Annotated in this window: 19 protein-coding genes; 6 read left to right on the top strand and 13 right to left on the bottom strand. The window is 66.1% G+C overall.

Annotated features, from left to right (window positions below; genetic code table 11):
- Positions 1–10 precede the first annotated feature (10 nt).
- The 6 genes from V7S63_RS13755 to V7S63_RS13730 form a co-directional block, all read right to left on the bottom strand.
- Complete coding sequence (locus V7S63_RS13755; RefSeq protein ID WP_336530638.1) at positions 11–982, bottom strand: sialic acid TRAP transporter substrate-binding protein SiaP; 972 nt, start codon at positions 980–982, stop codon at positions 11–13.
- Between the two features lie 43 nt (positions 983–1025).
- Entirely contained in the window at positions 1026–1778 is a 753-nt protein-coding gene (locus V7S63_RS13750; RefSeq protein ID WP_336530637.1) for a FadR/GntR family transcriptional regulator, read from the bottom strand.
- Between the two features lie 128 nt (positions 1779–1906).
- Complete coding sequence (locus V7S63_RS13745; protein WP_336530636.1) at positions 1907–2692, bottom strand: ABC transporter ATP-binding protein; 786 nt, start codon at positions 2690–2692, stop codon at positions 1907–1909.
- Positions 2689–3462 carry an ABC transporter permease gene (locus V7S63_RS13740; RefSeq protein ID WP_336530635.1) on the bottom strand — a complete coding sequence of 258 codons (774 nt, stop codon included), beginning with the start codon at positions 3460–3462 and terminating at the stop codon, positions 2689–2691. The genes V7S63_RS13745 and V7S63_RS13740 overlap by 4 nt, the downstream gene beginning before the upstream one ends.
- Positions 3459–3980 carry a mismatch-specific DNA-glycosylase gene (locus V7S63_RS13735; protein ID WP_336530634.1) on the bottom strand — a complete coding sequence of 174 codons (522 nt, stop codon included), beginning with the start codon at positions 3978–3980 and terminating at the stop codon, positions 3459–3461. Before V7S63_RS13735 ends, V7S63_RS13740 begins: the two co-directional genes overlap by 4 nt.
- Complete coding sequence (locus tag V7S63_RS13730; RefSeq protein ID WP_336530948.1) at positions 3977–4915, bottom strand: ABC transporter substrate-binding protein; 939 nt, start codon at positions 4913–4915, stop codon at positions 3977–3979. Before V7S63_RS13730 ends, V7S63_RS13735 begins: the two co-directional genes overlap by 4 nt.
- 354 nt (positions 4916–5269) lie before the next feature.
- On the opposite strand from V7S63_RS13730, the gene V7S63_RS13725 reads away from it, so the two are divergent.
- A complete protein-coding gene (locus tag V7S63_RS13725; protein ID WP_336530633.1) occupies positions 5270–6826 on the top strand; it encodes an acetolactate synthase large subunit in 1557 nt (518 codons plus the stop codon).
- Positions 6827–6902: 76 nt separating this feature from the next.
- A complete protein-coding gene (gene msrA / locus V7S63_RS13720) occupies positions 6903–7409 on the top strand; it encodes a peptide-methionine (S)-S-oxide reductase MsrA (RefSeq protein ID WP_336530632.1) in 507 nt (168 codons plus the stop codon).
- A gap of 212 nt (positions 7410–7621) precedes the next feature.
- Here msrA and V7S63_RS13715 read toward each other — a convergent pair whose 3' ends face one another.
- The 5 genes from V7S63_RS13715 to V7S63_RS13695 all read right to left on the bottom strand — a co-directional run bounded on the left by V7S63_RS13715 (position 7622) and on the right by V7S63_RS13695 (position 13302).
- Complete coding sequence (locus V7S63_RS13715; protein ID WP_336530631.1) at positions 7622–8662, bottom strand: histone deacetylase family protein; 1041 nt, start codon at positions 8660–8662, stop codon at positions 7622–7624.
- A gap of 71 nt (positions 8663–8733) precedes the next feature.
- Positions 8734–11052, bottom strand: a complete 2319-nt coding sequence (locus V7S63_RS13710) for a putative bifunctional diguanylate cyclase/phosphodiesterase (RefSeq protein ID WP_336530630.1) — start codon at positions 11050–11052, stop codon at positions 8734–8736.
- A gap of 59 nt (positions 11053–11111) precedes the next feature.
- On the bottom strand, positions 11112–11711 hold the full coding sequence (locus tag V7S63_RS13705) for a TetR/AcrR family transcriptional regulator (RefSeq protein ID WP_336530629.1): 600 nt from the start codon (positions 11709–11711) through the stop codon (positions 11112–11114).
- Complete coding sequence (locus V7S63_RS13700) at positions 11708–12913, bottom strand: acyl-CoA dehydrogenase family protein (protein ID WP_336530628.1); 1206 nt, start codon at positions 12911–12913, stop codon at positions 11708–11710. The genes V7S63_RS13705 and V7S63_RS13700 overlap by 4 nt, the downstream gene beginning before the upstream one ends.
- A 116-nt stretch (positions 12914–13029) precedes the next feature.
- The gene (locus V7S63_RS13695; RefSeq protein ID WP_091832191.1) at positions 13030–13302 is read right to left on the bottom strand and encodes a hypothetical protein; all 273 of its coding nucleotides are present in this window, start codon (positions 13300–13302) and stop codon (positions 13030–13032) included.
- Between the two features lie 257 nt (positions 13303–13559).
- Between V7S63_RS13695 and V7S63_RS13690 the strand changes: the two genes are divergently transcribed.
- Positions 13560–14735 (top strand): hypothetical protein, encoded by a 1176-nt coding sequence (locus tag V7S63_RS13690; RefSeq protein WP_336530627.1) that lies wholly within the window; start codon positions 13560–13562, stop codon positions 14733–14735.
- A 144-nt stretch (positions 14736–14879) separates the two neighbouring features.
- On the opposite strand, the gene V7S63_RS13685 is transcribed toward V7S63_RS13690, so the two are convergent.
- Both V7S63_RS13685 and V7S63_RS13680 read right to left on the bottom strand, forming a co-directional pair.
- Positions 14880–15893 (bottom strand): TRAP transporter substrate-binding protein, encoded by a 1014-nt coding sequence (locus V7S63_RS13685; RefSeq protein WP_091832197.1) that lies wholly within the window; start codon positions 15891–15893, stop codon positions 14880–14882.
- A gap of 145 nt (positions 15894–16038) precedes the next feature.
- Entirely contained in the window at positions 16039–17949 is a 1911-nt protein-coding gene (locus V7S63_RS13680; RefSeq protein WP_336530626.1) for a TRAP transporter large permease subunit, read from the bottom strand.
- 152 nt (positions 17950–18101) lie between these two features.
- On the opposite strand from V7S63_RS13680, the gene V7S63_RS13675 reads away from it, so the two are divergent.
- From V7S63_RS13675 to V7S63_RS13665, 3 genes are read left to right on the top strand one after another with little or no spacing between them, the layout of a single operon-like run.
- Positions 18102–18977: an IclR family transcriptional regulator gene (locus V7S63_RS13675; RefSeq protein ID WP_248307438.1), complete on the top strand. Its 876-nt coding sequence runs from the start codon at positions 18102–18104 to the stop codon at positions 18975–18977.
- Complete coding sequence (locus tag V7S63_RS13670) at positions 18974–20614, top strand: acyl-CoA synthetase (protein WP_336530625.1); 1641 nt, start codon at positions 18974–18976, stop codon at positions 20612–20614. Before V7S63_RS13675 ends, V7S63_RS13670 begins: the two co-directional genes overlap by 4 nt.
- Positions 20611–21468: a PCC domain-containing protein gene (locus tag V7S63_RS13665; RefSeq protein WP_336530624.1), complete on the top strand. Its 858-nt coding sequence runs from the start codon at positions 20611–20613 to the stop codon at positions 21466–21468. The genes V7S63_RS13670 and V7S63_RS13665 overlap by 4 nt, the downstream gene beginning before the upstream one ends.
- The last annotated feature ends 320 nt before the right edge of the window (positions 21469–21788 follow it).

Genomic DNA, 21788 nt, shown 5'->3' with positions numbered 1-21788 from the left:
AGGCGGGCGATCACTTGATCGCCTGGATGCGCTCCCAGTCGGCCTTGCGATAGCCGTACTGCTCGAAGGTCACGTTCTTCTCGACGGCGGCAAGGAAGTCGGCCTTGTCGATCTCGGTGACCGAGAGGCCCTTGTCCTTGAAGACCTGGACGAGCTTCACCTCGTCGGCCTGGATCTTCTTGGTGGCGCGCTCGGCCGCTTCCTGGGCGACGTCGGTGAAGATCTTCCTGTCCTCGGGCGAGAGCTTGGCCCAGAGCTGCTTCGAGACGACCGTGTTGAGGTGGTCGACGATGTGGCCGGTCAGCACGATGTGCTTCTGCACCTCGTAGAACTTCTTGGCGTCGATGGTGTTGAGCGGGTTCTCCTGCGCCTCGACGGTGCCGTTCTGCAAGGCGAGATAGACCTCGGCGAAGGCGATCGGCGTGGTGTTGGCGCCGCAGGCGCGCGGCATGGCGAGATAGGCCGGCACGTCGGGCACGCGGATCTTCAGGCCCTTCATATCGGCGCAGGTCTTGATCGGCTTGTTCGAGGTGGTGTGGCGGGTGCCGTAATAGGTCACGGCCAGGATCTGGTGACCGCTCTTTTCCTCATAGCCCTTGGCCATCTCCTTGAAGACGTCGCTCTTCACATAGGCGAGCAGATGGTCGGGGCCACGGAAGATGAAGGGGTAGTAGGTCACGCCGATCGGCGGATAGGCGCGCGCCGCAAAGCTCGAGCCCGAGATGATCATGTCGACCGTGCCGAGCGTCAGGCCCTGGTTGATATCGGTCTCCTTGCCCAGCTGCGAGGCCGGGTAGACCGTGATCTCGTATTTGCCGTTGGAGCGCTTCTTGATCTCCTCGGCCGCCCAGACCGACTCGGTGTGGAAGGGCTCGGAGGTCTCGTAGACATGGGCCCATTTCAGCTTGGTCTGAGCCTGCGCCGGGGCGCCGGCGAAGAGAGCGCCGGCGGCGAGCGCGGCAAGAGCGTAGTGCAGTTTCATCGTCTGTCCTCCCTGAAGGTCACGAATAAGGTCTGGCCTTGCGTCATTTGATCGGGCGCGGCCGGCGCTGACGCTCGCCTGCCCGCTTGAAGTCGACGTCGCCGAAGCTCTGCGAAAAGCGCTCCTGGGAAGCCTGGAGATGGGCGCACATCGCCGCGCGGGCGGCTTCGCGATCGCCGCTGGCGAGTGCAGCATGGATGGCACGATGCTCACGCGCCGCCGAGCACCACGAGCCCTCGTTCTCGAAATACTGCGCGAGCCGGCGGAAATACGGGCTCATGCGCTGGTCGAAGAGCTCGCCGACGCAGCGCACCAGGACGGTGTTTCCCAGCATCGCGGCAATCTCGACATGGAAGGCGCGGTCGAGCGCGATCAGGTGCTCCGCCGGCAAACCGGCCTGCTCCATCTGGTCGAGGATACCGGCGAGCCCGGCCAGCTGCGTGGGCGTCGCCTGCCCTGCCACATCGGCCGCGACGGCGCCCTCGACCAGCCGGCGCGCCGCGAGCACCTCGAACGGACCCTCGACGGGAAAGCCGGCGCCGGCGAGCTGTGCGGCACCCTGAGCGGGATCGACGACGTAGACGCCCGAGCCCATGCGGATGCGGACGCGGCCCTCGACTTCCAGCGCGATCAGCGCCTCGCGCACCGAGGGGCGGGAAACGCCGAGTTTTTCCGCAAGTTCGCGTTCGGGCGGCAGGCGGCTGCCGACCGGGAATTCATGCTGGTCGATGAGATGGCGCAATTGATCGGCGATTTGCCGATACAGGCGCGGCGACTCGACGACTGCGAGCGGCATCAGATCCCCGGGCCCTTCCCTGCGCCGCGCATCGTGGGCGGCATCGATTTGGCCATGTGGTCAGGCCAATTTCGCGAGGAAGGAACCACCATACCGGACCCGAGTCAACCGGTATGGTGGCTTGGTGGCTAGTGTCCTTCGGCCGCGAGCACAGCTTCGACCCGGATCTCCTCCACGAGGCGCTCCTTCAGCGCGACGAATTCGGGCGTGGTCTTGATCGTGTAGGGCCTGGGATGGGGAAGCTCGACCGGGATGTCGGCCTTGATCCGCCCGGGGCGAGCGCTCATCACCACCACGCGTGAGCCGACGAAGATCGCCTCCTCGATGTCGTGGGTGACGAAGAGCACGGTCTTCTGCTCGCGCTCCCAGATGCCGAGCAGCATTTCCTGCATCAGCGCGCGGGTCTGGTTGTCGAGCGCGCCGAAGGGCTCGTCGAGCAGGAGGATCTTGGGATCGTTGGCAAGCGCACGGGCGATCGCAGTGCGCTGCTGCATGCCGCCGGAGAGCTGCTTGGGGAAGTGGTCGACGAAGCCGGAAAGCCCGACACGCTCGGCCCATTTGCGGGCGATGTCGAGGCGCTCGCGCTCCGATACGCCCTTCTCGCGCAGGCCGAAGGCGATGTTCTGCACCACGCTCAGCCAGGGGAACAGCGTGTAGCTCTGGAAGACGAAGCCGCGATCGGCGCCTGGCCCGGTGACCGGCGTACCGTCGAGCAGGATCTTGCCTTCGCTCGCCGTCTCCAGCCCGCCGATGATGCGCAGCAGCGTCGACTTTCCGCAACCGGAGGGGCCGAGGATCGTGATGAAGTCGTTGTCGGCGACGGTGAGCGAGGTCGGCATCAGCGCGCGCGTCGGCTGGCCCTTGCCTCTAGCCGGGAAGACCTTGCCGACCTGGTCGATCAGAAGCTTGCTCATGCCTGCGCCCATGGAAACAGGCGCTGGTTGATCGCCTTGAAGAGGAAATCGGAGATCAGACCGATCAGGCCGATCACGATGATGCCAAAGATGATCTGTCCTGTGTTCAGCAGCGCCTGGCTGTCGGTGATCATGTGGCCGATGCCGGAGGACGAGCCGATCAGCTCGGCGACGATGACATAGGTCCAGGCCCAGCCGAGCACGAGACGGAAGATCTCGGCGATCTCCGGCGCGGCATTAGGCAGGAGCACGCGGCGCACCACGGAGGAATCGCTCGCGCCCAGCGTATAGGCGGCGTCGACCAGGTCGCGCCGGATGCCACCGACCGCGACGGCGATCATCAGCACGAGCTGGAAGAACGAGCCGATGAAGATGACCAGCAGCTTCTGCGTCTCGCCGATGCCGGCCCAGAGGATCAGCAGCGGGATGAAGGCCGAGGCCGGCAGATAGCGTGCGAAAGAGACGAAGGGCTCGAGGAAGGCTTCGACCGGCTTGTAGGCGCCCATCAGGATGCCGAGCGGCAGTGCGAAAATGACGGCGAGGATGAAGCCGCCGACGACCCGCCAGATCGTCATGCCGATATCGACGATGAAGCCGTGGTTGACGAGCAGGTTCCAGCCTTCGCCGACCATGGTCAGCGGATCGGCGAGGAACAGCTTCTGGACATAGCCGCCGAAGGTCGCGACCGACCAGACGACGACGAAGAGCGCGAAGAAGGCGATGCCGTAGCCGACGCGGGCGCCGGCGGAGACAGGCTGGAGTGGTTTCATCGTCTAGAACTTGTTTCCTTCACGAGGGCGGCGAGTTCACGCCAGGGCTCGATGGACCAGTAGCCGGAGGCCGCCCCGGAGGTAGAGGGCAGGATGAAGACGCGGCTTCCTACGAGCAGGGACGGCTGGAGGCCATAGGCGAGCCTGCGGCCCCTCTCCTCCTCCAGCACAGCCTGGGCGGCACGCTTGCCGTTGAACGCGACGATCGCCGGAGCATGCTCACGAAGCTTGGCCAGGAAGCCGGCGCTATCGACATGGTGCCGCATCAGCGCCGTATCGGGGCCGGAGGTTCCCTTGGCGACATCGGTGAAGCCGATGCCGTATCGCGGCAATCCTGCGAAATCCGAGGGGCCGAGCGGCTCAGGGATAAGCCCGGTCTCGAACAAGGTCTTCCAGAACTTGTTGCCGGGGCCGGCATAGTAGGCGCCCCGCCGGGCGGAGACCGCTCCGGCCTGCGTGCCGCAGAAGACGACACGCAGGCCGGACGTCAGAACGTCCGGCAGGACGTCGCCGCTCACTTGCCGGCGACGTACTTGGTCTCGACCAGCGTGGCGATGTCGGGCTTGGCCTTGATCAGGCCGATCTCGAGCAGGAGGTCGGCAGCCTTGTTGGTGAAGGCCTGCCACTCGCCGGAGAAGAAGGCCTTGTTGCCGGCAGAGTCCGACCAGCGCAGATAGCCGGCCGACTTGCCGAACTGCTCGCCGGTCTGCTTCACGTCGGCGCCCATGATGCCATAGGCCTTGGCCTGGTCGGCCTTGATCAGCTCCAGCGCCTCGAAATAGCTCTTGGTCAGCGCCACGGCGGCCGCATCGTTCTCGGCCAGGAATTTCGGCGTGCAGCCGAAGGTGTCCATCACCATCGGATAGTCGAGGGTGGTGGCGATGATCTTGCCAGCCTCCGGCTTCTCGCGCACGGCCGAGAGATAGGGCTCATAGGTCATCGCCCCGTCGTTCTGGCCGGCGATGAAGGCCTGCGCGGCCGGGCCGGGCTCCATGTTGACGACGTTGACGTCCTTCACCGACATGCCGTTTTCCTTGAGGATCCAGGCGAGGGCGAAATAGGGCGAGGTGCCGGGCGCAGAGGCCGCGACCGTCTTGCCCTTGAGGTCCTTGATGGAAGCGGTCGAGCCGCGCACGGCCATGCCGTCGGCGCCATAGCTCTTGTCGAGCTGGAAGATCTGCTTGGTCTTGATGCCGGCAGCGTCCCAGACGATCCAGGTCTCGACCGTGGTCGCGGCGCATTGGATGTCGCCCGAGGCGATGGCGAGGTGGCGATCCTTCTGCGGGATCTTCTTGATCGAGACGTCGAGGCCGTTCTTGGCGAAGATGCCGGCTTCCTTGGCGAGAGTCAGCGGCGCGAAGCCGGTCCAGCCGGAAATGCCGATATTCACCTTGGTCTGCGCCTGCACGCCGCCGGCGGTCATGAGGGCTGCAAGGCCGATCCCGGCCAGCATCCCGATACGCTTCAAACCTGTCATGACGAACCCTTCCCCACTTGTTCCCGCCTGCGGCGGATACCTCGGCCAACGCAGCCCGATCGCGCCCATAAAGCAAGCTTCGTTCCAAATCACGTTAAATGCATATGCAAACCGGTCAAGGCGGCGATCACCCAATCAGCCCTCATCCTGAGGAGCGATCGCAGATCGCATCTCGAAGGATGAGGGCTCGATGGGAGCCGGCGAATGAGCCGCCGATCACCCCCGCTTGGGAAAGCAATGACATTCTCTTGTTTGACACTCCCGCGGCGATCCCCTCCCCTCGGCGTGACAGGCGCCACGCGCCTTTGGCTATGAAAGAGGTTTTCCCGGATGAATGGCGCCGACCGCCTGTGCGACACGCTGCTGGTCAACGATGTCGATGTCTGCTTCGCCAATCCCGGCACGTCCGAAATGCATTTCGTCGCGGCGCTCGACCGCAAGCCGCAGATGCGCTGCGTGCTCGGCCTGTTCGAGGGCGTAGTCACCGGCGCGGCCGACGGCTACGCCCGCATGGCCGACAAACCGGCGGCGACGCTGCTGCATTGCGGGCCCGGCATGGCCAACGCCCTCGCCAACATGCACAACGCCAGGCGCGCCTGGACACCTATGATCAACGTGGTCGGCGACCATGCGACCTACCATCTCCAGCACGATGCACCGTTGACCAGCGACATCGAGAGCCTCGCCCGGCCGATGTCGCAATTCGTGCGCCGCATCGCCTCGCCTGAGGATGTCGGCCCGGCGATCGGCGAAGCCTATGCCGCCTCGCTATCCTTGCCCGGCGTCACCACCGTGATCCTGCCGGCCGACTGCGCCTGGGGCAGCGTCGAGCCGGCGGAGCTGACGCGCACACCGGTGCCGGCGCCCAGGCAGGTCGATGCGGCCCAGATCCGCGCGGTCGCCGGCCTGCTGCGCAAGCACGGCTCGCGCGCCGCGATCATGCTGACCGGCTCGGCGCTGCGCGAGGGACCGATGGCGATGGCGGCGCGGGTCTGCGCTGCGACCGGCGCGCAGATCTTCGCGCAGATGTCGAACGGGCGGATCGAGCGCGGCGCCGGCCGCGTCGCCATCCCGAAGGTGTTCTATCCGATCGACATGGCGCTGCAGCAGCTCAAGGACATCGACCTGCTCGTCCTGATCGGCGCCCAGGTGCCGGTCGGCTTCTTCGCCTATCCGGGCAAGCCGGGCCGGCTGGTGCACGAGAACTGCCAGGTCGAGCAACTGGCCGTGCCCGGCGACGACCTGCCGGGGACGATCGAGGCGCTGGCCGACGAGCTCTCGGCGCGGGCGACGCCGCCGGCCTTCATCGCCACGCCGCAGGCAGCCGACGGCGCACTGCCGACCGGCACGCTCGACGCCGACAAGGTCTGCGCCATCGTCGCGCGGCTGCTGCCGGAGAACGCGATCATCTGCGACGAGTCGGTCTCCTCGGGCCGCAGCTTCTACTATGACTGCCATGGCGCGCCCCAGCACGACTACATCCAGCTCACCGGCGGCGCGATCGGCGAAGGCATTCCTCTGTGTGTCGGCGCGGCGGTCGCCTGCCCCGACCGCAAGGTCATCGGCATGCAGGCCGACGGCTCCGGCATGTACACGGTCCAGGGCCTGTGGACGCAGGCGCGCGAGAACCTCGACGTCGTCACCGTCGTCTTCGCCAACCGCACCTATGCGATCCTGCACGGCGAGATGCGCAATGTCGGCGTCAACGATTTCGGCCGCAACGCCAAGCTGATGCTCAATCTCGACGAGCCGGCACTGGACTGGGTGTCGATGGCCAAGGGCATGGGCGTCGAGGCCGGCCGCGCCACGACGGCGGAGGAGTTCACCAGGCTGTTCAAGGGCGCGCTCGGCCGCAAGGGGCCATTCCTGATCGAGGCGGTGATCTGAGGCTCTGTAACCGGATGCCCCGACATGGCGAATTCAGCTGCCGATACTTATCTGGGCAGCAGCAAGGAGGTTTGACATGACGGAACGAGCTGTACTCGCAGGCGGTTGCTTCTGGGGCATGCAGGAGCTGATCCGCAAGCTCCCCGGCGTCGAGACGACAAGGGTCGGCTACACCGGCGGCGACGTGAAGAACGCGACCTATCGCAATCACGGGACCCATGCCGAGGGGATCGAGATCGTCTTCGACCCCGCCAAGATCGGTTATCGGCAACTGGTCGAGTTCTTCTTCCAGATCCACGACCCGACCACGCTGAACCGCCAGGGCAACGACCTCGGCACCAGCTATCGCTCGGGCATCTATTATGTCGACGACACCCAGAAGAAGATCGCCGAGGAGGTGATCGCCGAGGTGAATGCCTCGGGCCGCTGGCCGGGCCGCGTGACCACCGAGGTGAAGCCCGCAGGCGACTTCTGGGAGGCCGAGCCGGAGCACCAGGATTATCTGGAGCGCTACCCGGCCGGCTACACCTGCCACTGGGTCCGCCCGGACTGGGTGCTGCCACGTCGCGAGGCGGCGGAGTAGCCGAGCCTTCTCCCCACGGGGGAGAAGGTGGCAGCGCGAAGCGCTGACGGATGAGTAAAGGGTCGCGCATGCGGCCCTTTTTCGTTTCACCCAGTCAAAGCGCCCTCATCCCCCTGCCGGGACCTTCTCCCCGTGCATGTCGGATATTTCCGACATGCACCATCCAGAGTGCCCATCTCGGGCAGGCCCGAGATGGGTGGGAGAAGGAAGCCCTACTTGAACCCACCCAAAAACGCATCGAGGCAATCGCCGATCGCCTCGATCGCGTAGCCGCCCTCCTGCACCACCAGCGTCGGCAGTCCTAGCGCCTTCACCCGCTCGCCGATCGTGCCGAAATCGGCCGCTTCGAGCTTGAGTACGCCGATCGGATCGTCCTTGTGCGCGTCGTAGCCGAGCGCGACGACGAGCGCCTCGGCGCCGAACTCGCGGATGGCGCGGCCGGCGCGGTCGACCGCCGCCTCCATCTCGGCGCCGCCCGCGCCATGGGCTAGCGGCAGGTTGAGGTTGAAGCCCTCTCCCGGTCCGTTCCCGCGCTCGTCCTCATAGCCGGTGAAGAAGGGGTAGTAATCCGCCGGGTCGGCATGGACCGAGATCGTCAGCACGTCGTCGCGGCCATAGAAGATCTGCTGGGTGCCGTCGCCGTGATGGGCATCGACATCGAGGATCGCGACCTTGCCGAACTTGCTGCGCAGGCGCTGCGCCGCGATCGCGCTGTTGTTGAGATAGCAGAAGCCGGTGGCGCGGTCGGCGCGGGCATGATGGCCCGAGGGACGGCAGAGCGAATAGACGGCGCGCTCACCGGCAATGACTGCATCGGCGCCGGAGACCGCGGTCTCGGCCGAGCGCAGGGTCGAGAGCCAGCAATGCTCGCCGACCGGCACCGAAAGATCGCCGAGATACCAGCCGAGCTGGCCCATGATCCCGGTCGGCCGGCAAGGCGGGCGAACATCCTCGTCGGTGCGGCCGCTCCAATAAGGGAAGGTATTGGGCCAGGCCTCCGGCCCGTGCTCTGGCAGTGCGAGCCAGCGCTGCCAGAGCCCCTCCAGAAAGCGGACGAAGCCTTCGTCATGAACCGCAAGGATCGGCGCCGTGCCATGCTCGGCCGGGCGCTCGGGCGTGACGCCGTGCTTGGCGAGCGCATCAAGCAGCCGTTCGGTCCGTTCCGGCAGGTCCTTCGGCGCCACGATCTTGCCGAAGCGCATATATTGCTGCGGATCGTGCTTGGACTGGTCGGGATGATAGAAGGCGCGCATGCAGGGCTCTCGGCATCGACATTGAAAGCGGCATAGCGCCACGAAAATTGTGCTGCGACCAGTGCGCCGGATCAGGCGGCGGCACTATCCCCGTGCATGGCATCGCCCTTGGGCAGCAGGTCCGGCAGTTGTAGCAACCAGGGCACGCGGCCGGCCGGAGCAGGCCTGGCGTAACGATAGCCCTGGGCGAAGCGGCAGCCCTGCTCCTTCAGGAAAGCTTCCTGCTCGGCGGTCTCCACGCCCTCAGCGATGACGTCGAGGCGAAGATCGGCAGCGAGCCGGAGCAGCGCCCGCACGATCGCCGCATCGCCGCCGTTCTCGGTGACGTGACTGACGAAGCCGCGATCGATCTTGAGCGCATCGACCTGGAAGCGCTTGAGATGGGTGAGCGAGGCGTAGCCGGTGCCGAAATCGTCGAGCGCGACGCGCAGGCCCGCAGCGCGCAGGGTCTTCAGCGTGCGCTCGGCCTCGTCGGCATTGCGGGTGAGCAGCACGGTCTCGGTGACCTCGACGCCGAAATGGCTGGCCGGCACGCCGGCTGCGGCAAGCTGGCCGAGCAGGCGCTCCGGCAGCGCCGGGTCGCGGAAGACGCTGGCCGCGAGGTTGACGCAGACATGGCCGACATCGAGCCCGGCATCGAGCCAGCGGCGCAGATCGCTCACCACGGCCGCGATGATCGCGTCGCTGATCCCGTTGGCGATCTCTGGATCCTGGAAGCCTTCCTGGAAGGCGGCGGCCGGGATGATCCCGCTCTCGGAATGACGCCAGCGCGCCAGAGCCTCGAAGCCGGCGATCCGGCCGGTGTCGACCGCGACCTGCGGCTGGTAGTAAGGCAGAATCCGCTCGTCCTTCAGCGCGCCGGCCAGCCCCTGGCAGACCGCGACGCGGCGCGCCATCGCCGCCCGCATCGCCGGCTCGTAGACGATCGCCATGTTGCGGCCGTTCGCCTTGGCCCGGTAGAGCGCGAGGTCGGCGTCCTTCATCAATTCGACGCCGTCGCGATCATGCTCGGGCGCGAGCGCAATGCCGAGGCTCGCCCGCGTCGCGATCATCTGGCCGGCATGCTCGCAGGGCTGGCGCAGCACCTCGATCAGCGCCTCGCCTCGCACCAACGCCTCGAACCCCGTCATCCGCTGCGTCGAGAGCACGACGAACTCGTCGCCGCCGAGCCGAGCGACCAACTCGTCCGGGCCGATCGCGGCGGCGAGCCGCTTCGCCGCTTCGATCAGCAGCGCGTCGCCGGCGTCATGGCCGAGCGTGTCGTTGATCGACTTGAAATCGTCGAGATCGATCAGGAAGAGCGCGACCGCCCCGCCCTTGCTCGCCATTCGCGCCAGGGCCTGCTGCATCCGCTCGTGGAACAGCAGACGATTGGGCAGGCCGGTCAACGCGTCATGCGTCGCCTGGCGGCGGGTGCGGGCCTCGGCCGCCTTGCGATCGGTGATGTCGACGATGCCGGCGACGACGGCCGGGTTCTCGCCGATCGGCAACGTCGTGGCGGTGATCAGCACGTCGCGGACGGCGCCGCTGCCATCGCGGACCTGCGCCTCATGGCCCTCGATCTGATCGTGGTCCTGGAGCAGGCGGGCGATGACGCGGCGATTGCCGCCATCGAGCAGGACGTCCTGGACCTGCGCCTGCGTGACCGCGTCGCCGAAATAGCGCTTGGCTGCATCGTTGCCGCGCAGGAAGCGGCCCTCGCCCCGCGAGGTGACGACGAGCGGGATCGGCACAGCCATGAAGATGCGCTCGATCATCGCCTGGCTGGCGCCGAGCTCGTCCTTGGCCTGGCGCTCGGCCTGCGTCGCCGCCCATTCGAGTCGGCGCAGCCGGTTGCCGTGGACGACGACCAGCCCGAGCGCGAAATTGAGCATGACGAGGACGAGGATCAGGCCGGGCAGCGTCGAGGGCAGCGGCCCGTTACCGAGATAGCCTGCGAGCATGAGAGCGCTGCAGCCGACCCCCAGGACAAGCGTCCAGCGGAAGGCCGTCGGCGCGACCAGATAGAAGATCGAAGGCAGCATCAGCACGACGAAGAGGGCGAGATCGCTACGCGACGACACCAGCAGCGCGACCATCAGCGCGGTCGAGACCTCCCAGCCGATCAGCACGCCTTGCGCCTGCGAGACGCGTGCCGCCTTGCGCACCAGCGCGAAGCAGAGCAGCGAGACGAAGACGACCGCGAGCCGCGCCGGCACGGCGACGAAGAAATGCGGTGTGCCGTGGAAGCGCCAGTCGCTGGCGAGGAAGAGCGTGTTGAGGACCGCCGAGATCAGGAAGATCAGCCGGCATTGCCGCAGCGTCTCGCCGAAGCGCGCATCGCGGAACGCCGCCTCGCGGACGGAATCCCGGAACTCGCCACCAAATCGAAACAGGCCGTCGCGTGTCATGCCGTACACTCGTTCGGCAGCGGTCAAGGCCAGGTTAAAGCGAACCGGCGATCAGCATCCTAAGGCGCGACGAGCGCTGCGAGCTCGCCGGCAAGTTGTGCGATGTCGAAACGCCCCTCGCGATACCAATCGACCGAGCCGTTCATCGCCCCGAGCAGGAAAAGCCGCAGCCGCTCCGGTGCGATGCCGGGCGCGAGGACACCAGCACCGGCAAGCTCTTCGATCAGCGCCCGCCAGAGATCGTCATAGGCGCGGCGGATGCCCCGCACGCTCTCCGGCGTCGGATTATCGCCGAAGCTGAAGACCTTGATGCTGGCGCAGGTGTAGTCCGAATGGCCGTGCAGGGCGGCGAGATGCGCCGCGATCGCCGCTTCGAGCCGGCGGCGCATATCGGCCTTGCCGGGCGCGTCCAGGGCGGCGAGCACAGCGTCATGGACGAAGCCGACACCGTCATTGACCACCGCCTCGACGATCTCCTCCTTCGAACGGAAATGATGATAGAGGCTGGCCTTTCGGATCCCGACCGCCTCGGCGATCTCGCGCAGGCTGGTCTGGTGGTAGCCATTGCTGCGCAGGAGGCGCGCCGCATGGTCGAGGATCAGGCGGCGCGCGCCGCCTTCGAGCTCCGCCCGTTCGGCGCGTCCGGTCACGACCGTCACAGCCGCTTCGCCACCTCTTCGAGCATGACCTCGGTGGCGCCGCCACCGATCGCCTGGACGCGCGCGTCGCGGGCCATGCGCTCGATCGCGCTCTCGCGCATGAAGCCCATGCCGCCATGGAACTGGACGCAGGCGTACATGACTTCGTTGACCAGCTCGCCGCAATAAGCCTTGACCATCGAGACCTCGCGCGTCGCATCGAAGCCCTTGGCGTCGAGCCAGGCGGCGTGATGGACGAGCTGGCGCCCGGCCTCGACCTTGCCTGCCAGCATGGCGAGCTTCTGGCGGATCGCCTGCTTGTCCCAGAGCGGCGCGCCAAAGGCGGTGCGGGTGCGAACATAGTCAACCGTCAGTTCGATCGCGGCCTGCGCCTCGCCCATCGCCATGGCGCCGATCACGGTGCGCTCGTTCTGGAAATTGCGCATGATCGCGTAGAAGCCGCGCCCCTCGCCGCCGAGCAGGTTCTCCGCCGGAATCCGGCACTCCTCGAAGACCAACTCGGCCGTGTCGGAGGAGCGCCAGCCATGCTTGTCGAGAGCGCGGCTGACGCGGAAGCCGGGCGTGCCCTTCTCGATCAGGAACATCGAGACCGACTGCGAGGGCCTGGCCGAGGCATCGGTCTTGGCGGCGACGCAGTAGAGATCGGCATGGACGCCGTTGGTGATGAACATCTTGGCGCCGTTCAGCACGTAGGAATCGCCCTCGCGCCGCGCCGTGGTGCGGATGCCCTTCACGTCGGAGCCGGCGTCGGGCTCGGTGACGGCGATGGCGCAGATCACCTTGCCGGCGACGATATCGGGCATCCAGCGGTCGCGCTGCGCCTTGCTGCCGGCATTGAAGACATGGACCGAGGCCATGTCGGTATGGACGAGCGCGGTGATGGCGAAGCCCGAGAAGGTCGAGCGGCCGAGCTCCTCGGCAAGCACCACGGTCGCCAGCGTGTCGAGCTCGGAGCCGCCATACTCGGCGGGATAGCGGATGCCGAGGAAGCCGAGCTCGCCCATGCGGGCCAGCACCTGGCGCGGCACCATGCCGGCCTCTTCCCAGGCGAGCCCGTGCGGCTTGACCTCGTTCGTGACGAAGCGGCGCAACTGATCGCGCAGCGCCTCGTGCTCCTCGCCGAAATAGGGCGAGCGGAGCGTTCCACCGCCGACCGCATCGAAACCGTCCATCGCCGCCATCATGCTCCGCTGTTCCTGCATGAGTCTAACCTACCGCCCGGCAGGTAGGCAACCATCCGAACTCGCACATGAAAAGAGGGGCTGCGAGGCCCCTCTTCCTCCATGTGGGTACGATCCCCGGTCGTCACATCGCAGGATCAGTTGCACCCGCAGCCATGCCCGCCATTGCCAATGCCGACGCCGCCACGGCCGACGCTGACCTTGTTGCCGTTCAGGATGCCGTTGCCGCTCAGCACCGAGACATTGTTGAGGACCTTGACGTTGGAGACGGCGGTCGTGACCGAAGCAACCGACGCCACGACGTTGCCGAGGAGCCCGCCGCCGCGGCTGCCGGAGCCGCCATGACCGCCGGCGAAGGCGGGGCTGACCGAGAAGGCGGCGATCGAGGCAAGAACAAATGCGTATTTCATCTTTCTCTCCCTGCACTCGCTTCAGATGTCGAAGCGATATGCACGTTTTGGTTGTATTTTATCTTCATAGCAACCTGAATACATTGTTAACCATACTTGCTAGCGTTAACCGCCGTGCGTCCGAATACGATCTGAAGCAACTCATAGTATGACATATATTCTATTAGATCACTTCTTAGCTATACAGCCGAAATATTGATAATATTAACTGACAATTAGGCATGATCACCTATCCTCGACTGAGAGAGGTGATGTTCATGCGTCCGATCAGGTCAGTCTTCGCGCTCTTTTGCATTGCGGCCAGTGCCTTTCCTGCCACTGCAGGGGAGGACACGACGGAGACCCTGACCTCGACAGCCGTGGTCGGCCTGCGCGGCGGCTTCGACTCCAGCCCGACCAACAGCAAGGGCGAGAGGGGCAGCCCGACACTGACGGGCTTCGCAAGCTGGAATTATCTGCGCGGCACGCTGCAGGACGGCTACGGGCTCGACGTCCTGCTGGTCGACACCCAGTACGATCCGCGCCAGCTCGCCGCCAGCCGCTCCCATGCGCTGACGCTGAAGCATGCGACTGGGATCGGCGAAAAGCTCTCTCTGCAGTCCTCGCTCGCGATCGAGAACGAGCAGAACTGGTCGCGCCGCCGCAATACCCTGACCTGGCGCGAGCGGCTCAATCTCAGCCTCGGCTCCTTCAGGCTCTTCGCCAATGCCGAGGCGCGGCTTGCCGCGCTGAACGAGCGCAACGTCTTCGCCGACGGCGATTTCCTGCCGCAGGACGAGAACCTTGCCACGCTCGGCATCACGCCGGGCATCGCCTGGCGCCAGAGCGAGACCGAGATCGGCGTCTCGTTCACGACGTCGAGCACGCGCTTCACCAATGGCATCGATTATCTCGGCATGCGCCGGTACAACTACCGGCTGCAGCCCAATCTGTTCGTCTCGACAGCACTCAAGGGAGCGACGTTCGAGGCCTCGCTGTCGCCGCTGCAGATCATCTTTCCGGACAAGGAGTTCGAGAACCAGAAGTCGCTGCTCTACACGGCCAAGCTGCGCATCCCCCATGAATGGCTGACGCTCGACCTGTCGTCGGGCCGCACCGTCGAGGACACCACCCTGCCCTTCGCGGTGATCAACCTCGTGACCCAGCACGAAGCCAAGCTCACTGCGCGCTTCAACGACACGAACGCGCTTTCGTTCACCCTCCGGCAGAAGCTCGAGGATTATCTCGGACTCGACTCGACCACGCGCACGGCCAGCATCGGCCTCGACTATGCGCGCGGCCTCGGCAACGGCATGACGGCAACCGCCTCGGCCGCCTGGCGCAAGACCAAGGACACGGGACTGGAAGCGGTGCCGGCCTTCATGGTCCAGCTCGGCCTGCAGAAGCAGCTCGACTTCAGCGAGCCGGGCAAGGGCGCGAAGAAGGGCGGGTGAACGGTCGCGCCACGGCCAACCGCTACCGTCATGCTCGGCCTTGTGCCGAGCATCCACGCCCTGACCACAGCCCTCGACCTACGAAGGCGTGGATGGTCGGGACAAGCCCGACCATGACGGCTGTAATTCGGTCGTCCGAAGACCTCAGGCCAGCTTGCCGCCGACTGCCTTCTCCAGAATCGCCCAGGCCTCGTCGCCGTACTTGCCCTTCCATTCGCCGTAGAAGCCGGCCTTCTGCAGTGCGGCCCGGAATTCGTCGGCCTTGGTCTGGTTGATCACCATGCCCTTCGAGGTCAGCTCGGCCTGCAGGCCGGCATTGAGCTTGGCGACGTCGTCGCGTTCCAGCAGAGCGGCGGCGTCGATGTTCTTGGCGACGATCGTCCGCAGGTCCTGCGGCAGGCGCTCCCAGGCACGGCGATTGGCCAGGAACCAGAAGCCGTCCCACATGTGGTTGGTGAGCGAGAGGTACTTCTGCACCTCGAACAGCTTGGCGGTTGCGATGATCGCCAGCGGGTTCTCCTGGCCGTCGACGATCTTGGTCTGAAGAGCGGTATAGACCTCGGCGAAGTTGATGCTGGCCGGAGCCGAGTCGAAGGCCTTGAACATCGAGGTCCAGAGCGGCGAGACCGGCACCCGGATCTTGAAGCCCTTGAGATCGGCCGGCGAGTTGATCGGGCCCTTTGACGAGGTCATCTGGCGGAAGCCATTGTCCCAGATCTTGTCGAGGACATGCAGGTTCGCCTTTGCGATCTGGCCGCGCACATAGGCGCCGAGCTCGCCATCCATCGCCTTCCAGACCGCGTCATAGTCCGGGAAGGCGAAGCCGATGCCGCTGACCGAGGCGTTTGGCACCAGGGTCGACAGGATCAGCGGCGACAGCGTGAAGAACTCGACGCCGCCGGAGCGGACCTGGTTCAGCATGTCGGTGTCGGAGCCGAGCTGGTTGTTCGGGAAGATCTGGATGACGACCTTGCCATTGGTCTCGGCCTTGATCTTCTCCATCGCCTCGGCGGCACGCACGTTCATCGGATGCGCCAGCGGCAGGTTGTTGGCGTATTTGTAGGTGAATTCCGGCGTCTGGGCACGGGCGACCGAGAAGGTCCCGATCGTGGCGGCGGCAGTGGCGCCCTGCAGGATCGTGCGGCGTGAGATCGACATGGTGTTTCCTCCCTGAAGGTTCTTCATTGGTCAGCGCGCCCTCATTTGGGCACGCCAAGGCGTTTCGGTCATGCTGGCGCGGGTTTCCGCCATCCGGCAATCGACGGGCGCGACGGGTGGCCATGATGGAACGACATGGCGCCCATCACAGGAACATCGTCGAGAAGGACGGGACGTAGGCGATGATGGCCAGGCCGGCGAGCAGCGCGAGCAGATAGGGCCAGATCGCGCCCATCGCCTCATCCGGTTCGACATTGCCGATCTTGCAGGCGATATAGAAGCCGATGCCGACCGGCGGCGTCATCAGGCCGATGTTCATCGCGGTGACGACGACCATCGAATAGTGGATGTCGTTGATCCCCAGGCTCTTGGCGATCGGGAACATCAGGGGCGCCATCAGCACGATCGCCGGCAGGCCCTCGAGCACGCAGCCGAGGATCATGAAGACGACGATCGTCACCGCCATGAAGCTGATCCAGCCGCCGGGCAGATGCGACATCGCGGTTGCAAGGTCGCGGGCAAAGCCGGTCTGGGTCAGCGCCCAGGCCATGGCCGAGGCAGTGCCGAGGATCATCAGGATCGCACCGGAGAGCGCCGCGGTCTCGACCAGCATGCCGTAGAAGGTGCGCCAGCTGATGCCTCCATAGAGCACGATGCCGACGATCAGCGCATAGAGCACGGCGATGGTCGAAACCTCGGTCGCGGTGGCGACGCCGCCGCCGACGGCGCTGCGGATCAGGAAGGGCAGGACGAGGGCCGGCGCCGCGACCAGCGCCGTCTTCCAGATCGTCGTGAACGGCGCGCGGCGCACGCCCTTCAGCATCTCGCCCCGCGCCTTCCAGCGCGCCAGGATGGCGAGCACGAGGAGCAGCACGGTCGCGACGACGAGGCCGTTGGTGAAGAGCCCCGCGATCGAGACGCCGGCGACCGAGCCGAGCACGATCAGCACGATCGAGGGCGGCACCGTTTCGGCCATGGCGGCGCCGGTCGAGAGCAGCGCGATCAGTTCCTTGGGCTGATAGCCGCGCCGCTTCATCTCAGGGAACAGGGCCGGCGCCACCGTCGCCATGTCGGAGACCTTGGAGCCGGAAATGCCGGAGACCAGGAAGAGCGAGCCGAGCAGGACATAGGACATGCCGGCGCGGACATGCCCGAGCAATGAAGCGAGGAAGTCGACGATCGCCTTGCCCATGCCGGTCGAGTCGAGCACGCAGCCGAGCAGCACGAAGATCGGCACCGAAAGCAGGATCAAGCTCGACATGCCCTCGTCCATGCGCCCGATCATCACGAAGATCGGCACACTGGTGCTGAACGACAGGAAGCAGAGCGCCCCCAGCCCGAAGCAGAATGCGATCGGCACGCCGGCGACGAGGCAGAGGCCGACGAGACCGAGCAGGAAGATGGCGATGTTGACGTAGCCCAGCGTCTTGAACACCGGCGTCAGCAGAAAGAAGGCGGCCGCGACGAGGCCGATCACCGCAGCCGAGATCAGGAGATCGCGCAGCGTGCAGGTCCGGACCGCATAGGTCAGCACCAGCGCCAGCATGGCGATGATGCCGAAGGCGATCGCCGAGACACGGTAGCTCGAGGGAATGTTGAGCGCCGCCGAGGTGACGTAGGATTCCTCGATGACATAGTCGATCGCCGGCCAGGTCATCACCGCGAGGAAAGTCGCGACCGCGAGCAGGCCGAAGGCATGGGCGAGACCGCGCAGGCGCTCCGGCAGCATGCCGACGAACAGGGTCAGGCGCAGGTGCTCGTTGCGGTCGATCGCGATGGCGGCGCCGAGCATGGCGAGCCAGAGGAAGCAGATCGAGGCGGCCTCGTCGATCCAAACCACCGGGATCGAGAGGACATAGCGCGAGGTCACCCCAGCCAGCAGCAGCGTGACGATGGCGACGAGCAGGCACGCGGCGATCACCTCGAGCGGACGCACCAGCGCCGAGCCGACACGCTTGGGGGTATGGTCGAGGCTCTCCAGGACCGCGGCAACGCCGTCGCTGGAGTTTGCGCTGACATGCGCGCCGGCGGCCACGCCTGTGCTTGTCTCGGCCATAAGGGCCGCTCCTCCCATCGCCCGCCGATCCGACGGGTCCACATTATGGCGAATTAACTCGCTCGTTCCGGCTGGAACATACACGGATCGACTGCTGTTGCAATCGCAGACACGGCCATCTACACCTTTAAGGCAGATGAGAGGTCCGCATCATGGACCCCAACGTGATCGAGGAAATGCAGTCCGAGGCCATGCCGACGCCCGATCTGTCAGGCTCGCAAAGCGTCGATCGCGCCTTGCGATTGCTGGCGCTCGTCGGTCGCGAGAGTGCATCCGGCCTGCCCCTCAGCGAGATCGTCGAGGAGAGCGGCCTGAACAAGCCGACCGTACGGCGCCTGCTGCTGGCTCTGATGCGGGCCGGCCTCGTCGAGCAGGAGGCCCGCACGCGGCGCTACCATCTCGGCGAGGAGGCCTTCGTGCTCGGACTGCTCTGCGGCCAGCGCCACGGACTGCTCGACCTCGCCATGCCCAGCCTGCGGGCGCTCTCGGACACGACGCAGGACACCAGCTTCTTTTCAATCCGGCGCGACCGCTTCGCCATCTGCCTGCATCGCGAGGAAGGCACCTGGCCGGTGCGTACCCATGCCTTGCAAGCCGGCGATCAGCACCCGCTCGGTGTCGGCGCCGGCTCGCTCGCCATGCTGGCGCTGATGCCGGACGCCGAGTCGACCGCGATGATCGAGGCCAATTGCGCCGTGCTCATAGCGCGCTACCCGGCCTATTCGCCGGCGCAACTGATCACCGATATCTCCCTTGCTAGGCAGCGGGGCTTCGCCCTCAACCCCGGCCGCATCGTCACCAATTCCTGGGGCATCGGCGTCGGCGTACGCTACCCTGACGGGCGCATCGCCGGGGCGCTCAGCATCGCCGCGATCGATTCGCGCATGCAGCCGCAGCGGCAGGAGGAACTCGGGGCGCTGCTGCGCCACGAGGCGCGGCAGGTCGAGACGCGGATTGTCGACATGCTCGGCCGGCGACAGGCCCAGCCGGCAACAGCCGAGATCAGAATAGTGGAGACGACGCCATGACGACGAGCGCAGCGGGCGCCGAGCCGGCGGGCGGGCTGAAACCCGTTACCACGCGAGTGATGAACCTCGCGCATTTCCTGACGCGCAATGCCCGCCGCTTCGGCGACCGGCCCGGGCTGATCTGGGGCGAGCGGCAATGGAGCTGGCGCGAACTCGATGCGGCCACGCATGCGCTCTGCGCGGCGCTGGCCGCGCGCGGCATCGGCAAGGGCGATCGCATCCTCGTCCACTCGAAGAATTGCGACGAGATGTTCGTCTCCATGTTCGCCGCCTTCCGGCTCGGCGCGGTCTGGGTGCCGACCAATTTCCGGCTGATGCCGGACGAGGTCGCCTATCTTGCCACCTCCTCCGGTGCCAAGGGCTTTCTCTGTCATGGCGATTTTCCCGATCATGCCGCGGCTGTCGCCAAAGAGAGCAAGACGCTGCAGTTCAGCTGGCGGATCGGCGCCGGCTCGTTCGGCGAGACGACGCTTACGGAAGCGATCGCCGCTCATCGGGGCCAGCGCGTACCGGACGCCGTCGTCGACCGCGACGATCCCTGCTGGTTCTTCTTCACCTCCGGCACCACCGGCCGCTCCAAGGCCGCGGTGCTGACCCATGGCCAGATGGGCTTCGTCGTCACCAACCACCTAGCCGACCTCGTGCCGGGCTCGACGGAAGCAGACGCCTCGCTGGTCGTCGCGCCGCTCTCGCACGGCGCGGGCGTGCACCAGCTCGTGCTGACGGCGCGCGGCGCGCCGACGATCCTGCTTCCGACCGAGCGCTTCGACATCGACGAAGCCTTTCGGCTGATCGAAAAGCACCGCGTGACCAACATCTTCACCGTGCCGACCATCCTGAAGATGCTGGTCGAGCACCCGGCGGTCGACCAGCACGATCATTCCAGCCTGCGCCATGTCATCTATGCCGGCGCGCCGATGTATCGCGAGGACCAGAAGACGGCGCTGGCCAAGCTCGGCAAGGTGCTGGTGCAGTATTTCGGCCTCGGCGAAGTCACCGGCAACATCACCGTGCTGCCAACTTATCTTCACGAGGACGAGGATGGGCCACAGGCGCGCATCGGCAGCTGCGGCGTCGAGCGAACCGGCATCCAGGTCGCGATTCAGAACGACGCAGGCGAGGAGCTGAAGCCGTTCGAGACCGGCGAGATCTGCGTGATCGGCCCGGCGGTCTTCGCCGGCTATTACGAGAACCCGGAGGCCAATGCGAAATCCTTCCGCAATGGCTGGTTCCGCACCGGCGACCTTGGCCATATGGACGAGGAGGGCTTCGTCTACATCACCGGCCGCGCCTCGGACATGTACATCTCCGGCGGCTCGAACATCTATCCGCGCGAGATTGAGGAGAAGATCCTCACCCATCCGGCGATCGCGGAAGCAGCGGTCCTCGGCGTGCCAGATGCGGTCTGGGGCGAGATCGGCGTCGCCGTCTGCGTCGCGCGCCGCCCTGTCGACGAGAATGAGCTGGCGGGCTACCTCGCCGAGAAGATCCCGCGCTACAAGATGCCCAAGCGCTTCTTCTTCTTTGAGGAACTGCCGAAATCCGGCTATGGCAAGGTGCCCAAGCGCCTGGTGCGCGACGAATTGGAGAGGCGCGGCCTGCTCGACTTCGTCCGCACGCCGGGAGGCTCAGTGTGAGGACGATTGAGCAGCCGGGGCCCGCCGAGGCCGAGCGTGTCCAGTGGGCCGAGGCCCGGGGTCGCAAGCTGACCCTGGAGCTGAAACCCGGCCTGCTGCTCGACGCGATCGCAGAGGCCTTCGCAGCCCAGGGTTTCTTCAGCGGCGCGCTGCGCCTTCCTGCCGGCCTTCCGCTCGCGCCCTTCGCCTATGTCATGCCGGCGCTCTCGGCGACGCCAGAGCATGCCGCCTTCTATAGCGAGACCTTCCGGCCGGAGGGCGTGACCCGGATCGAGACGGGCGCACTGACTTTCGGCGAGCGCGACGGCGCCCCGTTCTTCCACGGGCACGCGCTTTGGCGCGAGGCCGACGGCCGGCACAATGGCGGACACATCCTGCCGGACCAGAGCGTACTGGCCCAGCCGGTCACCGTCGATGCGGTCGGGCTCGATGGCGCCGGCTTCGTCGCCAGCCATGATCCTGAAACCAACTTCAAGCTGTTCATGCCGGCGGTACAGCCAAGTCGCGACACGAAAGCGGAAAGCCGCTTCTTCGTGCTGCGGCTGCGGCCGAACCGCGACGTCTTCACCGCGCTGGAAACGTTCTGCGCCGAACGCGGGATCGCCCACGGCGTCATCCATGGCGGCGTCGGTTCGACGATCGGCGCGCGCTTCAGTGATGGCCGCTCGATCGAACCTTTTGCCACCGAGATCGCGATCACCGCAGGCCATGTCGCCCCCGGCATTGACGGCAAGCCGGAAGCGGCGCTCGCGATCGCGCTGGTCGACTATACCGGCGGCATGGCGCAAGGCACACTCAAGCGCGGCGACAATCCGGTGCTGATGACGCTGGAGCTGGTGCTGGAGGCGCAGTAGCACCCCCTACCCCCTGGACATGGTCGCCCGTCACGGGGGAGTATGGACTGTCGGCGAGGGCAGCAGCTCTCCCCGAGCGGCTCGGGGAGGCTCGCAGTTGGTGCTCCGGCCGAACCGTACAATTCCGTCCGCCAGCACCTTGTCGAATCCCAGAGGCTGTCGAGAATCTTTTGCATGAGCGGACAAGCGGACCGACCATCGCCGAGATTGAGCCGGAAGAGGGTAAGAAGCACGCCGCTCGCCGCGTCGCGTCGTGGCCCGCATGATTGGCAAGGCCCGATACACAACGTTTCAGCTCAAAACACGAGCGGCACCCTAAA

The organism is Allobosea sp. CCNWLY174 (genome assembly GCF_037120455.1).
Lineage (GTDB): Bacteria > Pseudomonadota > Alphaproteobacteria > Rhizobiales > Beijerinckiaceae > Allobosea > Allobosea lupini.
Note: the sequence above shows the minus strand (reverse complement) of the source record. Positions and strands in the feature narration are given on the sequence as shown.